The organism is Cobetia sp. 29-18-1, assembly GCF_029846405.1.
In the GTDB taxonomy this organism is placed as follows: Bacteria; Pseudomonadota; Gammaproteobacteria; order Pseudomonadales; family Halomonadaceae; genus Cobetia; species Cobetia amphilecti.
The window spans coordinates 1-14,097 of sequence record NZ_JARWKS010000011.1 but is presented as its reverse complement, the minus strand read 5'-3'; the positions used below and the strand labels follow the sequence as shown (position 1 = coordinate 14,097).

Below are 14,097 nucleotides of genomic sequence, written 5' to 3'. Positions count from 1 at the left end.
GGGCCGCAACGCTCAATTGGCATCTCGCACTACCCGCAAGGGGGGCGAAGCCGCTACAATGACCCCCAGAATTCGGAAAAGTGGCCGTACGACCAATGGGTTGCACGGTCTTTTCCATTGGCACTGCCCTGTGATGGTAGCTGCCCGCCATATTGCCGGGGGCGTGAACGCCCTGGAATATGTGCCAACTCGCATGGCCGCCGACAGTCGTCGAGCGGTGCCCAGAACAGCAGCAAAACGGAAGCCTCCCCACCATGAGCTGGCTTGACAAGATTGTGCCGTCAATGAGCCGTATCCAACGCAAGGATCGGCGTACCTCCATTCCTGACGGCCTGTGGCGTAAATGCCCCAAGTGCGAAGCAGTCCTGTACCTTCCGGAGCTGACCAAGCACGACAACGTCTGCCCGAAGTGTGACCACCACCTGCGTCTCACTGCGCGTGCGCGTCTGTCCTGGTTCCTCGACAGCGAAGGCCGCGAGGAAATCGCGGCGGATCTCGAGCCGGTCGATCGCCTCAAGTTCCGCGACTCCAAGAAGTACAAGGATCGCCTGAGCGCTGCCCAGAAGCAGACCTCCGAGAAGGATGCACTGGTCGCCATGCGCGGTGCTCTCTCCGGTCAGCCGGTCGTGGCCGTGGCCTTCGAGTTCAGCTTCATGGGTGGCTCCATGGGTGCCATCGTCGGCGAGAAGTTCGTGCGTGCAGCAGAGCTTGCGCTGGCCGAGAACATCCCGCTGGTCTGCTTCGCCGCCTCCGGTGGTGCTCGCATGCAGGAAGCCTTGTTCTCCCTGATGCAGATGGCCAAGACCTCCGCGGCGCTGGAAAAGCTCAAGCAGGCTGGCGTGCCGTACATCAGCGTGCTGACCGATCCGGTCTTCGGTGGCGTCTCTGCGTCGCTGGCGATGCTGGGTGACCTGAATGTCGCCGAGCCGAACGCCCTGATCGGCTTTGCCGGTCCGCGTGTCATCGAGCAGACCGTGCGTGAGAAGCTGCCGGAAGGCTTCCAGCGCTCCGAGTTCCTGCTCGAGCATGGCGCCGTCGACATGATCATCCACCGCCGCGAGATGCGTGAGCGCCTGTCCAGCATCCTGCTCAAGCTGCAGGGCATGCCGGTCAACGCCGCCAACCTGCCGGTCGCGGATGCGGTCGTCGAAGAAGAATCCGTCGAGGCGGATGCGACTGTCGAAGCACCGGCCGAGCCGCGCTCCGCCGTGGACAGCGTGCTCGACGAGACCTTCACCAGCGAGAAGCCGCAAGGCGAACGTCGCGATGGCTGAGCAGGGCTCCGCCCCGGCAAGCTGCAGCACCGATGAGGTGCTGCAGTCTTCCTCACTCCCTCCGCTGGATGCCGCTTCGTGGCAGCTTTCCCCCCTGCATGATGCCGTGCCGCGTGGCCTCTCGCTGGATGAGTGGCTGACGCGCCTCGAGCATCAGCACCCCGTCAGTATCGACATGGGCCTTGCCCGAGTGCTGTGCGTGGCCAGGCGTCTCGGTCTGGTCGGGGCGGGCGCGCGTCGGCTCGGTGGCCGCATCATTACCGTGGCCGGCACCAACGGCAAGGGATCGACAGTTGCCATGCTCGAGGCGCTGGGGCGTGCCCACGGGCTGAGCACCGCCACCTATACCTCTCCGCACCTGCTGCATTACAACGAGCGTCTGAGCTTCAATGGTCACGACGTCAGTGATGCGGCATTGGTCACGGCCTTCGAGCAGGTCGATTCCGCGCGCCACTCCGGGCTGTCGGCCAGTGGTGAGCCGGTGGATGACGAGGGCGTGATCAGCCTGACCTACTTCGAGGCCGGCACGCTGGCCGGGCTATGGCTGATCGCTCAGCAGCAGCCGCAGCTCGCGATTCTGGAAGTTGGCCTGGGCGGGCGTCTGGACGCCGTCAACATCATCGACTGTGATGTCGCGATGATCATCACGGTCGCCCAGGATCATGCCGCGTTTCTTGGCACCGACCTCGAGAACATCGGCTTCGAGAAGGCCGGGATTCTGCGCGCCGGCAAGCCGGCCGTGTTCGGCTCGGATGTGCTGCCGTCCAGTTGTGCGGCGCATGCTCGCACGCTGGGTGTCACGCCGCAGGTGCTATGGCAGGACTTTCGCTGGCAGGCCGCGGCTGAATTTGTAAATGGCAGTGTGGATGGCAGTGTGGATGGCAGCATGGACCATTCGGCTGCCTCGCAATGGCAATGGCAGCGCCTGTCAGCGCCGGCACTGACGTTCGATGCACTGCCAGACCCTGGCTTGCCGCGCGACAATGCGGCCAGTGCGCTGAATGCTCTGGTCGAGGCCGGTATCGAGCTCAGCGCCGAATGCGTGCAGCAGGCCATGGCGAGCGTCAAGCTCAAGGGGCGCATGCAGTGGCTGAGTCGTCACGGGCGTGACTGGTGTCTGGATGTCGGCCATAACCCGCATGCCGCGAGTTATCTGGCCAGTCGTCTTGCCGCTCATGACCTGCGTTGCGCGCGGGATCCTGCCGCCCGGCCGCGGCGGGCGTTGCTCGCCATGCTGGGCGACAAGGATGCCGCTGGCGTGATTCAGGCGCTGGCACCGGTGGTGGACGGCTTCGTCGTCGCCACCCTGGATGGCGAGCGTAGCCGCCAGGCCAGTGAGCTTGCCGCCGTGGTCCGCCACTGTGGTGGTGAGGTGCTGGCGGAGTGCGAGACGGTCACCGCTGCAGCCGAATGGTTGGCACGCGAGACGAGCGCTGGAGAAGTATTGGTCTGTGGTTCCTTCTTCACGGTCGGTGAAGCATTGATGTGGCTCGACGCCCAGGCCTGATGCAGGCCGGCGGCGAGTCCGGGATTTCGGGTGCAAGGGAGATGTCACAATGAAATATGGCAAACGCGAGCGAATCAGCGGTGCGGTCATCCTGCTGGCGTTGGGGGTGATCTTCATCCCGATGCTCTTCGATGAGCCGCCGGCCCGTGATGAGCGCCCGAGTCCGGTGATGACGCTTGGCAAGCCGGTGGATATCGATCGCTCCAACGTCGATGAGCCGCAGCCGCCCAGTGAGCTGAAGATCGGCACGGATGTGCCGATCACCTTCGTCGACAGCAACGGCAAGGTGCGTGACAGTGACCCGGGTGCCGGCAGTGACAGCAGTTCCGAGTCTCAAAGTCGTGTCGCCGAGGCCGAGCAATTGTCGCCGCCCCGCTCTGTGGCCAGCAGCGAGCCGCAGTCAAAGCCGGAACCGGAACCCGCTGCCAAGCCGGAGCCCAAACCTGCTCCCAAGGCTGAACCCAAGCCCGCGCCCAAGCCTGAACCGAAGCCTGCGGTTGCCTCGAATGCGCCGTCGTCTTCCGCCGGTGGCTGGGCCGTGCAGGTCGGCAGCTTCGGTGACCCGGCCAACGCCGAGCGTCTCCAGAAGGAGCTGCAGGGCAAGGGCTTCGCGGCATACCGGATCCCGCGTGGCAGCAAGTTGACCGTTGTCTTCGTCGGCCCGTACAAGTCCTCCGAGATCGGTGAGTCCGCACGCTCGCGCCTGCAGCAGCAGGTCAATATCAAGGGCCTGCTGGTACGACGCAAGGAGGGTGAGTGAACGAGCTGGTCTGGATCGATTGGCTATGTCTGGGCCTGATCGGTATCTCGGTACTGCTGGGGCTGATGCGGGGCCTGCTCAGCGAGGCCCTGGGCCTGGCGGGCTGGCTGGTGGCACTGGTCGCGGCACGCCAGTTCGGCGCCGAGGTGGGTGGCCTGCTCGAAGAGATGATCGTCTCGCCGGGCATCCGCACCGCGGTCGGCTTCGTGCTGGTGGTGATCGCGAGCGTGCTGATCTGGGGGCTGATGTTGCGCCTGCTGGAACGCTTGATTCATGCGGTCGGCATGGGCGGCTTCAATCGTCTGCTCGGCGGTGTGTTCGGCGCCTTGCGCGCGGCGGTCATACTGGTGCTGATCACCGCCGTGGTGGGGCTGACGCCCCTGCGTGACAGCGCCGACTGGCAGGCCGCCCAGCTGCGGTCGACGCTTGAGCAGCTGCGCGACTGGTCGTTGGCTCGCTATCGTGAGTGGGATACGGGCGGTGACTGGGGCCAGAGCGTGTCGCTGCCGGATTCCACCAGCGGCACCCGGCTCAAGCAGCAGGCCAGCGGCCTGATCGACAGCGCCCAGCGAGAAGGGCGTGCGTTGAGCGACAGCCTCAGCCAGCAGGCGCTGCAGTCGTTCACGCGCCAGGATGCCACGCAGGACCAGCCCTCGCTGGAGGCGTTGCTCAGAGGCAGCACCGCTGGCGAGGCCGCAAGCCGCAATGCGGGTGGTGAGCAGTGACAGGCAGGATCTTCAGCGCCGGGCATCGTGGCCCGGCGTTGTCGTTTTCGGCATTCGGCACGCGTTGCTGAAGCCTCATGCGGGGCCGTCGAAGGGTTGACCCATCGGTCAGGTGTTGCCTGCATGGGGGGCAGGCCTGACAATTGCGCCGTGTGAGCACTCATATTGCCATATGGACGGGCGCCGGCAGTCGCCAGCGTGCGCTTCCCTATCCAAGTGTGTATTAGTGAGGTAATGACGGGATGTGCGGGATTGTAGGTTTGATGGCCAACGCCTCGGTCAACCAGGCGCTGTATGACGCGCTGACCGTATTGCAGCACCGCGGGCAGGACGCCGCGGGCATGATGACCTGGCACGAAGGTCGTTTCCTGCTGCGCAAGAGCAATGGTCTGGTGCGTGATGTCTTCCGCACTCGTCACATGCAGCGTCTCAAGGGCAACATGGGGATCGGCCATGTTCGCTACCCGACCGCCGGTTCCTCCAGCGAGGCGGAATCACAGCCGTTCTATGTCAACTCGCCTTACGGCATCACGCTGGCGCACAACGGCAACCTGACCAACTCCGACCAGCTCAAGCAGGAGTTGTTCTCCTCTGATCTGCGTCACATCAACACCAGCTCCGATTCGGAAGTGCTGCTCAATGTCTTCGCTCACGAGCTGGGCAAGCAGGGCATGCGTCTGGGCGCCGGTGATGTGTTCGATGCCGTGCGTCGTGTGCATCGTCGCTGCAAGGGCGGCTACGCGGCCGTCTCGATCATCAACGGCACTGGCCTGGTCGCTTTCCGTGATCCGCACGGCATCCGTCCGGCGTGTTTCGGCAAGCGTGACTCCGCCGAAGGCGTCGAGTACATGATCGCCTCCGAATCCGTGGCGCTCGACGTCGCCGGCTTCGAGTTGATCCGTGATCTGGCCCCGGGCGAAGCGGTATTCATCGACATGGAGCGTGAGCTGCACACCCTGCAGTGCGCGGATGATCCGGTCCTCAAGCCGTGCATCTTCGAACACGTCTACCTGGCGCGCCCGGATTCCCTGCTCGACGGTGCCTACGTCTATGGCACCCGCATGCGCATGGGCGAGAAGCTGGCCGACAAGATCGTGCGGGAATGGCCGGAGCAGGACATCGATGTCGTGATTCCGATCCCCGATACCTCGCGTACCTCCGCCCTCGAGCTGGCTCAGCATCTGGGAGTGACTTACCGCGAAGGCTTCATGAAGAACCGCTATATCGGCCGTACCTTCATCATGCCGGGGCAGACACTGCGCAAGAAGTCCGTGCGTCAGAAGCTTAACGCCATCGATATCGAGTTTGCCGGCAAGAACGTGCTGCTGGTGGATGATTCCATCGTGCGCGGTACCACCTGCAACGAGATCATCCAGATGGCGCGCGAAGCGGGCGCCAAGAACGTCTACTTCGCCTCGGCAGCACCGGCGGTTCGCTACCCCAACGTCTATGGCATCGACATGCCGGCGGCGGAAGAGCTGATCGCCCATGACCGTACCGAGAAGGAAATCGCGGACCTGATCGGCGCTGACCGTCTGTTCTATCAGGACCTCGACGACCTGAAGGACGCCTGTCGTGAAGTCAATCCGGCGCTGGATGAGTTCGATTGCTCCGTGTTCGACGGCGTCTACGTGACCGGCGATATCGACGAAGCCTATCTGAACGACCTGCGTGCCTCGCGCAACGATGGCGCCAAGAGCGCTGGCGAGACCCACGCGGTGGTGGATCTGCACAACGATTCGGAAGATCTCGACTGATCCGGCTGCCTGCCATCCTCGGCAGGCAATCACGCGATGAGCGAACCGCAACGGGCTCCGGAGAAATCCGGGGCCCGTTGCGCGTTCAAAACCGGTAACATTGGCGCATCGCTTTTCCTTCATTTTGCTGTCGACGCGCCCCGAAATGCTGAAGACGCGACATGTCACAGCGGCGCGTGGCGCTGGATCGTGATTCACAGGGCAGTAGATTCCATCAGTAGAGGTACTGGACACCATGCACGACGACAATCTTTCCCGCGCCGGTCTTTCCCGCGATGAGCTGGGCCTCGAGACGCTCGCCATCCGTGCCGGTCACCTGCGCGGTGCCGAGCAGGAACACGGCGAGCCCATCTACACCACCTCAAGCTTCGTCTATGGCAGCGCTGCTGAGGCCGCAGCCAAGTTCGGGGGCGATGAAGCCGGCAACATCTACTCGCGCTTCACCAATCCGACGGTGCGCTTCTTCGAGGAGCGCCTGGCGGCGATGGAAGGCGGTGAGCGTTGCGTGGCAACCAGTTCCGGCATGGCCGCGATCATGTCCACCGTGCTGGCGTTGCTGGAATCCGGCGATGAAATCGTCGCGTCGCGTTCCATCTTCGGCTCGAGTGTCAGCCTGTTCACCAAGTACTTCGGCAAGCTGGGCATCACCACGCGCTTCGTCGAACTGAAGGACCTGGATGCCTGGCGCGAGGCGATCACGCCGGCCACCAAGCTGCTGTTCGCCGAGACGCCATCCAATCCGCTGTCCGAGCTTGGCGATATCCAGGCATTGGCGGCGCTGGCCCATGAGAACGACGCCTGGCTCGCCATCGACAACTGCTTCTGTACGCCGGCCCTGCAGCGCCCGCTGACGCTGGGCGCCGATATCGTCATCCACTCCGCCACCAAGTATCTCGATGGTCAGGGCCGGACGCTGGGTGGTGCCGTGGTCGGAAGCTCCTCGCTGATGGAGGAGGTCTATGGCGTGGTGCGTACCTGCGGGCCGTGCCTGAGCCCCTTCAACGCCTGGGTCTTCCTCAAGGGCCTGGAGACGCTGAACATTCGCATGGAAGCCCACTGTGCACGCGCGCTGACGCTGGCACATTGGCTGGAAGCGCATCCGGCCATCGAGCGGGTGCATTACTCCGGGCTTGAGAGCCATCCGCAGCATGAACTGGCCAAGGCCCAGCAGAAGGCCTTCGGTGCGGTGCTCGGGGTGGTGGTCAAGGGCGGCCGCGAGGCGGCCTGGTCGGTAGTCGATGCGACGCGCATCCTGTCGATCACCGGCAACCTGGGCGACGTGAAGACCACCATCACGCACCCGGCCACCACGACTCACGGTCGCCTCAGCGATGACCAGAAAGCGGCCGCCGGCATCGAAGAGGGCCTGCTGCGTATTGCCGTCGGTCTGGAAGATCTCGACGACATCAAGCGTGATCTGGCGCGCGGACTTGATCGCCTCGCGAGCTGAGTCCCGTAACGCCTGCCTTTGCACACCAACGCCCGGTTCTGCCGGGCGTTGGTGTCTCTGGACAATTTCGCTGGTGTTGCCCGCAAGGGTTGGCGTCCGTTCGGGCACTGGTTAAGCTCTTGCTCAAAGAACCTGCCAGCTCGATGGTCAGGTGGAGACTGTCATCAGGAGCACTTCATGTGGCGTAATTCTCGACGGGGCTGGGGCTGGCCTGTCATCGTGATGCATTGGCTGTCGGCGCTGGCCATCGTCGGGCTCTTCGCGCTGGGCTGGTGGATGACGTCGCTTGGCTATTACGATGCCTGGTACCAGCTCGGTCCGTGGTGGCATCGCTCGGTCGGGGTGATATTGCTGGTGCTGACGCTGGTGCGGCTCGCCTGGCGCTGGAGCCAGACGACCCCGCAGGCTCACGGCACGCGCAATGAACAGCGCGCGGCGCTGGTCGGGCATGTGCTGCTCTACGTGCTGATGCTGGTGGTGATGATCTCGGGTTACCTCATTTCCACCGCTGACGGGCGTGGCATCAAGGTATTCGATCTCTTCGAGGTGCCGGCAGTGATCTCGGGGCTGAAGGATCAGGCATCGCTGGCAGGTGAGGTGCATTGGTATGCTGCCTGCGTGCTGATCATCCTGTCGCTGGGGCATGCAGCGGCGGCATTCAAGCATCACCTGCTGGATGGGCAGGACACGTTGCGGCGCATGATTCGGCCGCTGCGCTGACGAAAAGGAAGGCGTTGGGTACGCTCGAACGCCAGATGTGACGAAACCTCTCAAGGAGCACCAACATGAACAAGACATCCTTCCTCGGCAAGTCACTGGTGGCAGGTCTCATGGCGGCGTCGTTGCCGCTGATGGCGGGTCAGGCACAGGCCTCCGATTACACGATCGATACCGATGGCCAACACGCCTTCATCCAGTTCAAGATCAGCCATCTGGGCTATTCCTACGTGCTGGGGCAGTTCAAGGAGTTCAGTGGTGATTTCTCCTATGACCAGGGCAAGCCGGAAGATGCAAAGGTGTCGGTAGAAGTCGATGTCGATAGCCTGGACAGTGCCCACGCCGAACGCGACAAGCACATCAAGTCGGCAGACTTCCTGGATGTCTCCCAATATCCGACGGCAACCTTCACCTCGACCGGTTTCGAGTCTACCGGCGATGGTTCCGGCAAGCTGAAGGGTGACTTGACGCTGCACGGCCAGACGCAGCCCGTGACCCTGGATGTGGATCATATCGGCGGCGGTGAAGACCCGTGGGGCGGCTACCGTCAGGGCTTTGAAGGCACCACCACGCTGAAGCTCGCCGACTACGGCATCGACACGTCCAAGCTTGGCCCGAATGCCGCCACCGTCGATCTGTATCTGGTCATCGAAGGTATCCGCCAGTAAGGGCGGCAAGCGCAGGGCACTGGTGCTGACGTCAGCATCGAAAGCGTGCACTGACGCCGTGGATTGAGCGCAAGCGCTCTGCAATCCCACCCCATGCCTCTCGACACAAACGCCCCTGCCAATCGGCAGGGGCGTTTGTGGTTGTGCAAGGCGCTTGCGTCACATTGAGCGTCGTTCAGGCGTCAGCCGCGCAATGCCAGATAGCCGCCCGCCCCGATCATCAGGCCGCCGGCGCTGCGATTGAGGCGTTTGACCGCCTTCGCCGAACGCAGATAGCGGCGAACACGCCCGGCGAGATAGCCCACCGGCACCACGCCCAGCAGCAATGCGCTCAGGTTGAGTCCGGCGGCGATCACGATATCGCTGCCGGACAGCTGGGTGATATCCATGAAGGTGGGCAGGAAGGCGATATAGAACAGGATGACCTTGGGGTTGGATGCCGAGATGAGAAAGCCCTGCAGAAACCCTTTCCACCAGTTGCCACGTAGCTTGGGGACATCAGTCTCATCCAGCGTCGGTGAACTCGTCCATAACTTGTAGCCGAGATAGAGCAGGTAGGCGGCGCCCAGGATACGGATGACCACGAAGACTTCGCCCCAATGCGTGGCCAGTGCCGACAGGCCGAACACTGCCGCCAGCATGTAGCAGACATCACTGAGACTCATGCCTACGGCCATCGGCACGCAGGCATTGCCACCCTGGCTCATGCCGCGCGCCAGCAGCGCGAGGATGCCAGGCCCGGGGGTGATGCCAAACAGGAAGATGGCAATGAAGAAGGTCAGCCCGCTTTCAAAGGTCATGAGAGGTCCCTGATGCATAGAGGGAAGGGAAGGGCAGCGCCGTCACAGCGACGATGCAAACAAGCGCGTCTCGACAGGCGAGAGTGTCAAGCGCGAGACACCAGAGTAATGCAAAGCGTGGCGGCGCGGGAGAGCAGAACAAGAGGAGGGGATGAAGGAGGAGAAATCGAGAACAAGGAAAGAGTGAAGAGAGCAGAAGGAAGAGGAGGGAAGAGAGAGAAGAAGGAAGAATCGTGTAACAGGACAGATGCATGATTCAAGGCAAGCGCGAAGCGGGCGCTCTGTGGCATATAAAAGCGCCAGCCGGTGGCCCGGCTGGCGCTGGGTGCTGCACATGCACGTTTTCGTCGGCGCGCATCTTGTGACAGTGCGTCACCTGATGGCAGGTTCTCCTTCTTCTTTCCTGTGTCTGATGCCATGAGGCTCGGGCACTCAGGTACTCAGGTACTCAGGTACTCAGGCACATAGGTACTCAGGCACATAGGCACTCTGGCACATAGGCACTCTGGCGCTTGGGCGCTCTGGCGCTCAGAACAGGGTTTCACGTATCGGGGGGCATCGGCATCGTGGCTTCTGCGCGGCGGGACTTCAGATGAGACGACGCCGCAAGCTGCGATGCGTCTCGCTGCGATGGCTCGTGAGCAATCCGTTGCTCACTCGCAGTCGTTGAGGACGGCGTCCGGGAAATGACGACGCAGCATGCGGTTCTGGAACTCGTCGATGAACGAGCAGTTGATGATGATGATGAAGCGCTCGAAGTGCTCGCCGGCGTTCTCCTGGGTGATGGAGCTGACACTGTGGAACAGCTGGTCATCGTGGATGTGCAGGACCTCGCCCGGTGCCAGCTCCGTGGTGGTCAGCAGCTCTTTGCCTGCCTTGTCCTGATAGAGGGTGTTGATGGCACCGCTGACATTCTCGCGGTTGAGCACCAGGATGCTCAGGTACTTGCAGCCATCGGCGTGGATGCCCTGACCCTGGAGAGGGTCGATGGTGCCATCACCGCGCACGCCGGTGATCTGCATCAGGATCGGTTCACGCGGGCCGATACCCCACATGTCGGCCCAGGCCTTCACGAAGGCGCGCACATCCTCGCGCTCGGTGAAGCTCTCTTCCAGCGGTGCGTAATAGCGCAGACGGTCAGCCATGCTGGCGGCGTCATTGAACTTGCCGCCCTGCGCCATCGGACATTCGCCCAGCGTCTCGACTTCATGCTGGTCGTTCAGGTGCAGCCAGGACATGCGCTTCCAGCGGGTGTTGACGTAGGGGTCACGCGGCAGGTCCTTCAGGAAGCCCTGCCAGGCCTCGAGGTCGATCTGGGAGGTGATGGAAGCCTTGCTCCAATGCTGGCGTGCCAGCTCCTCGTGGACTGCCTCCGGCCAGTACTGCGAGGCAAGCGGCAGGCGCAAGGGGGTGGTGTCCGTCTTGGGGGTCGGGTAGTGCTCCACCAGGCCGCCCTGTTCCAGGGTGATCTTGCGGGAAGAGTCGGCCAGTTGACGTACGCCACGATTTGCGATGTTCATATGAAATTCCTCGACGTTTTGTGCGCTTGGGCGCAAATGGAAGGTGTTGCGTTGGCAACGTCGAGGAGAATGGGAAGGTGCGCACGAGATAGTCAAACCCGTACCATGGCGGTAACACGCTAATCTCGCGCAAGTATCATCAATATGGGTACATGGCCAATATCGAGGTATGAGTAATCTAATCGACTGGTATTATGTAAGTCATTAGCGCTATTCTTCGCCCTTTGCAGACGAGCAGCGCAACGCAGGTTCAGGCCGTCTGGCACTGCATGAAGCGTTGAGGATAGTGATCGAGAGGCGCTGCAAGACGCTGGGTTTACGCGCAGCAGACCCTTAGACTTTTCTCATGACGACAAGAACTCGTTCTGCGTGTGAGAGAACTCGTTCGAAGTGACATTCCGTCACGAGTTGATCTGCCCCGCCGAAGTCCGGCGATCAGGCGAAGGACGGCAGCGGAGGTATCCTTCAACATGGCTAAAGGGTTCCGCCAGGCCAGCAGGGCCGCCGGAATATTGTGCTCTCGTCCCGTCATCATTGCCGTGGTACTGACGTTGATGGTGGTGGTGATGTGGGGCCAGAGCATGCTGGGTCGATGGCCAACCGCGTTACTGATGGTGATTCTTGGCGCAACTGCGGGCATCATGCTATCTCGCAAGCGTCAGGTGTCACATCATCAGCATACGCAGGAGGCGGTCATGCAGACGAGTATGGTTGGCCTCTCGACCAGCAAGGGACTTCCCGTCAGTGATCAGCGCTTTCGAGAGCTGTTGGAAAGTCTGCCGCGCGTCGCCGTTCAGGGCTATGACAGCCAGCGCCGCGTCATCTACTGGAACGAGGCCAGCGAGCGGCTATACGGCTATAGCGAGCAGGAAGCTCGTGGACGATGCCTGGAAACTCTGGTGATCCCGGAGACGATGGCAGATGTCGTGGTGGACGCACACCATGCCTGGGTCTCTCAGGGTATCGAGATTCCCTCCAGTGAACTTGAGCTCAAGCACAAGTCAGGCGCCCCCGTGCCTGTCTTTTCCCACCATGTGATGTTGGGAGAGCGCACTGACAACCCGCTGATGTTCTGTATCGACATCGATCTGGCGGGTGAGCGCAAGGTCCAGCGTGATCTGGATTACATGACGCGTTTCGACCCCCTGACGGAGCTGCCCAATCGCCAGACCTTCGAGAGCGAACTCGGCGAGGCGCTCAGTGAATGTCAGCGTCATGACGACACCCTGATGGTGCTGTTTCTCGATATCGATCATTTCACCGAGATCAATGACACCCTCGGTTACGAGATGGGTGACCGCGTCATCCGCAGCGTGGCCAAGCGTCTGCAGGGCTTCCAGCGCAATCAGGATCTGCTCTCGCGTTTTGGTGGCGATGAATTCGTGCTGGCGATGCCACGACTGGATTACGAGAGTGATGCCCTGTCGGTGGTCGAGCGCATTCGTCAGGACTTCCAGCGACCCTTCGAGATCGAAGGGCGCCAGTTGCTGCTGCGCCTGAGTATCGGCATCAGCCTGTATCCCGAGAATGGGAGCGAGGCGGCCGAGCTGGTGCGCAATGCCGATGTCGCCAAGCATCGTGCCAAGCTGGCCGGGCGCGATGGCTATCAGTTCTTCAATCAGGAAGTCCGCAACGAGATGCTGCATCAGCACCATCTGGCCGGACGCCTGCAGTCGCTGCTGAATCAGGACGGCGGAGGGGAATTGTCGCTGCATTACCAGCCGCAGGTGGCGGCGCGCAGTGAGCGCATCGAATCCTTCGAGGCGCTGCTGCGCTGGCATTCTCCCGAGGGTTATATTCCGCCCTCCGACTTCGTGAAGGTCGCCGAGCGCACCAACCTGATCGAGCGTCTGGGAGACTGGGTCATCCGCCAGGCGTGTCGTCAGCAGGCCGAATGGCGCGCCATGGGGCTGAAGGGCTACCGGATCGACATCAACATCTCCGGGCGCCAGGCCATCAGTTCGGATGTCTTCACCCGCCTTGAGGCCTATGTCGAGGAATACGGGCTGACACCGCGGGACATCGGTATCGAGCTGACCGAGAACGTGTTGATCGATGCCGATATCAAGGTACGCGACAGCCTGCGGGCGCTCTACGACCGTGGCTACAAGATCGCCATCGATGACTTCGGCACCGGCTATTCCTCGATGAGCTATCTCAAGTTGTTGCCGGTGACGGCGCTCAAGATAGATCGCTCCTTCGTGATCGAGTGCGCCCAGGAACCCAAGGACCGCGCCATCATGGAGGCCACGGTCTTCCTTGGTCATCGCCTCGGGCTGGAGGTGGTCGCGGAAGGGGTCGAGAACGAACAGCAGCTGGAGTTGCTGCGCGAGATGCGTTGTGACCTGATCCAGGGCTATTACTTCTACAAGCCGATGGCGGCCACGGATATTCAGCGCCTGTTACTCGGTGGCAACAATCCGCCGAATCGCGCCTCGGGGGCCCTCGCTTCGGACAAGGGCGCTGCAGCCCCTGGCTGTCACTGATATCGGTCGGCCATGCGAGCGATTGATGGTGCTTCTCCAGCAAAGGTCTGTTGCTGTTTGGGCCCTTTTTTGTTCGCGGACTAAAAGATATGATGCTGACAGTTGAAACGCGTCAGGCCGTCACCCTTCATCTCGAGTCCTCCATCTCGGATAAGGATTGACCACCTGACGTGAAGTCTTCGAGTCGAGCCAGCCATGGCTCCTCGATCATTTCTGCCGAGGGTGGCTGCGTCGTTCAATGCGCAGGGTTGTTCGCCCATCCTCGCTTCCAGCCTGCGTTGCAGGTTGCGATGGTTCCTTGAGCGGATTCACGATCTTTCCGGCGCTATCCTCTGGATACATGTCCGGGCAAGCCAGTCCTTGTGACTGGCTTTTTTTATGCCTGTGTCCCGTCCTGAATATAGTTGACACGTTCTGACCTATCTTTAGGGAG

Annotated in this window: 11 protein-coding genes; 9 read left to right on the top strand and 2 right to left on the bottom strand. The window is 62.0% G+C overall.

The genetic code is table 11. The features are described from left to right. The first annotated feature begins 254 nt into the window (after positions 1 to 254). From accD to QD208_RS10140, 8 genes are all read left to right on the top strand, one after another. On the top strand, positions 255 to 1,274 hold the full coding sequence (gene accD, locus QD208_RS10175; RefSeq protein WP_043336910.1) for an acetyl-CoA carboxylase, carboxyltransferase subunit beta: 1,020 nt from the start codon (positions 255 to 257) through the stop codon (positions 1,272 to 1,274). Next, complete coding sequence (locus QD208_RS10170; protein ID WP_279836724.1) at positions 1,267 to 2,781, top strand: bifunctional folylpolyglutamate synthase/dihydrofolate synthase; 1,515 nt, start codon at positions 1,267 to 1,269, stop codon at positions 2,779 to 2,781. The genes accD and QD208_RS10170 overlap by 8 nt, the downstream gene beginning before the upstream one ends. A 49-nt stretch (positions 2,782 to 2,830) precedes the next feature. After that, entirely contained in the window at positions 2,831 to 3,541 is a 711-nt protein-coding gene (locus tag QD208_RS10165; RefSeq protein ID WP_279836723.1) for an SPOR domain-containing protein, read from the top strand. Beyond that, entirely contained in the window at positions 3,538 to 4,266 is a 729-nt protein-coding gene (locus tag QD208_RS10160) for a CvpA family protein (protein WP_279836722.1), read from the top strand. The genes QD208_RS10165 and QD208_RS10160 overlap by 4 nt, the downstream gene beginning before the upstream one ends. A 242-nt stretch (positions 4,267 to 4,508) precedes the next feature. Continuing rightward, positions 4,509 to 6,023, top strand: a complete 1,515-nt coding sequence (gene purF, locus QD208_RS10155; RefSeq protein ID WP_043336916.1) for an amidophosphoribosyltransferase — start codon at positions 4,509 to 4,511, stop codon at positions 6,021 to 6,023. A 235-nt stretch (positions 6,024 to 6,258) separates the two neighbouring features. Continuing rightward, entirely contained in the window at positions 6,259 to 7,473 is a 1,215-nt protein-coding gene (locus QD208_RS10150; RefSeq protein WP_166019381.1) for an O-succinylhomoserine sulfhydrylase, read from the top strand. A gap of 177 nt (positions 7,474 to 7,650) precedes the next feature. Then, positions 7,651 to 8,193 (top strand): cytochrome b, encoded by a 543-nt coding sequence (locus QD208_RS10145; RefSeq protein ID WP_153635333.1) that lies wholly within the window; start codon positions 7,651 to 7,653, stop codon positions 8,191 to 8,193. A gap of 65 nt (positions 8,194 to 8,258) precedes the next feature. Continuing rightward, positions 8,259 to 8,858 (top strand): YceI family protein, encoded by a 600-nt coding sequence (locus QD208_RS10140; protein WP_043336921.1) that lies wholly within the window; start codon positions 8,259 to 8,261, stop codon positions 8,856 to 8,858. Positions 8,859 to 9,040: 182 nt separating this feature from the next. Here QD208_RS10140 and QD208_RS10135 read toward each other — a convergent pair whose 3' ends face one another. Both QD208_RS10135 and QD208_RS10130 read right to left on the bottom strand, forming a co-directional pair. Beyond that, the gene (locus QD208_RS10135) at positions 9,041 to 9,658 is read right to left on the bottom strand and encodes a LysE family translocator (protein WP_279836721.1); all 618 of its coding nucleotides are present in this window, start codon (positions 9,656 to 9,658) and stop codon (positions 9,041 to 9,043) included. Between the two features lie 653 nt (positions 9,659 to 10,311). Next, the gene (locus QD208_RS10130) at positions 10,312 to 11,178 is read right to left on the bottom strand and encodes a 2OG-Fe dioxygenase family protein (RefSeq protein WP_084589647.1); all 867 of its coding nucleotides are present in this window, start codon (positions 11,176 to 11,178) and stop codon (positions 10,312 to 10,314) included. A 695-nt stretch (positions 11,179 to 11,873) separates the two neighbouring features. Between QD208_RS10130 and QD208_RS10125 the strand changes: the two genes are divergently transcribed. Then, positions 11,874 to 13,664: an EAL domain-containing protein gene (locus QD208_RS10125; RefSeq protein WP_279836720.1), complete on the top strand. Its 1,791-nt coding sequence runs from the start codon at positions 11,874 to 11,876 to the stop codon at positions 13,662 to 13,664. Positions 13,665 to 14,097 lie beyond the last annotated feature (433 nt).

Coding starts and splice junctions, on each gene's coding strand:
- accD (WP_043336910.1), top strand. CDS start 255: ATGAGCTGGCTTGACAAGATTGTGCCGTCAATGAGCCGTATCCAACGC.
- QD208_RS10170 (WP_279836724.1), top strand. CDS start 1,267: ATGGCTGAGCAGGGCTCCGCCCCGGCAAGCTGCAGCACCGATGAGGTG.
- QD208_RS10165 (WP_279836723.1), top strand. CDS start 2,831: ATGAAATATGGCAAACGCGAGCGAATCAGCGGTGCGGTCATCCTGCTG.
- purF (WP_043336916.1), top strand. CDS start 4,509: ATGTGCGGGATTGTAGGTTTGATGGCCAACGCCTCGGTCAACCAGGCG.
- QD208_RS10150 (WP_166019381.1), top strand. CDS start 6,259: ATGCACGACGACAATCTTTCCCGCGCCGGTCTTTCCCGCGATGAGCTG.
- QD208_RS10145 (WP_153635333.1), top strand. CDS start 7,651: ATGTGGCGTAATTCTCGACGGGGCTGGGGCTGGCCTGTCATCGTGATG.
- QD208_RS10140 (WP_043336921.1), top strand. CDS start 8,259: ATGAACAAGACATCCTTCCTCGGCAAGTCACTGGTGGCAGGTCTCATG.
- QD208_RS10135 (WP_279836721.1), bottom strand. CDS start 9,658: ATGACCTTTGAAAGCGGGCTGACCTTCTTCATTGCCATCTTCCTGTTT.
- QD208_RS10130 (WP_084589647.1), bottom strand. CDS start 11,178: ATGAACATCGCAAATCGTGGCGTACGTCAACTGGCCGACTCTTCCCGC.
- QD208_RS10125 (WP_279836720.1), top strand. CDS start 11,874: ATGCAGACGAGTATGGTTGGCCTCTCGACCAGCAAGGGACTTCCCGTC.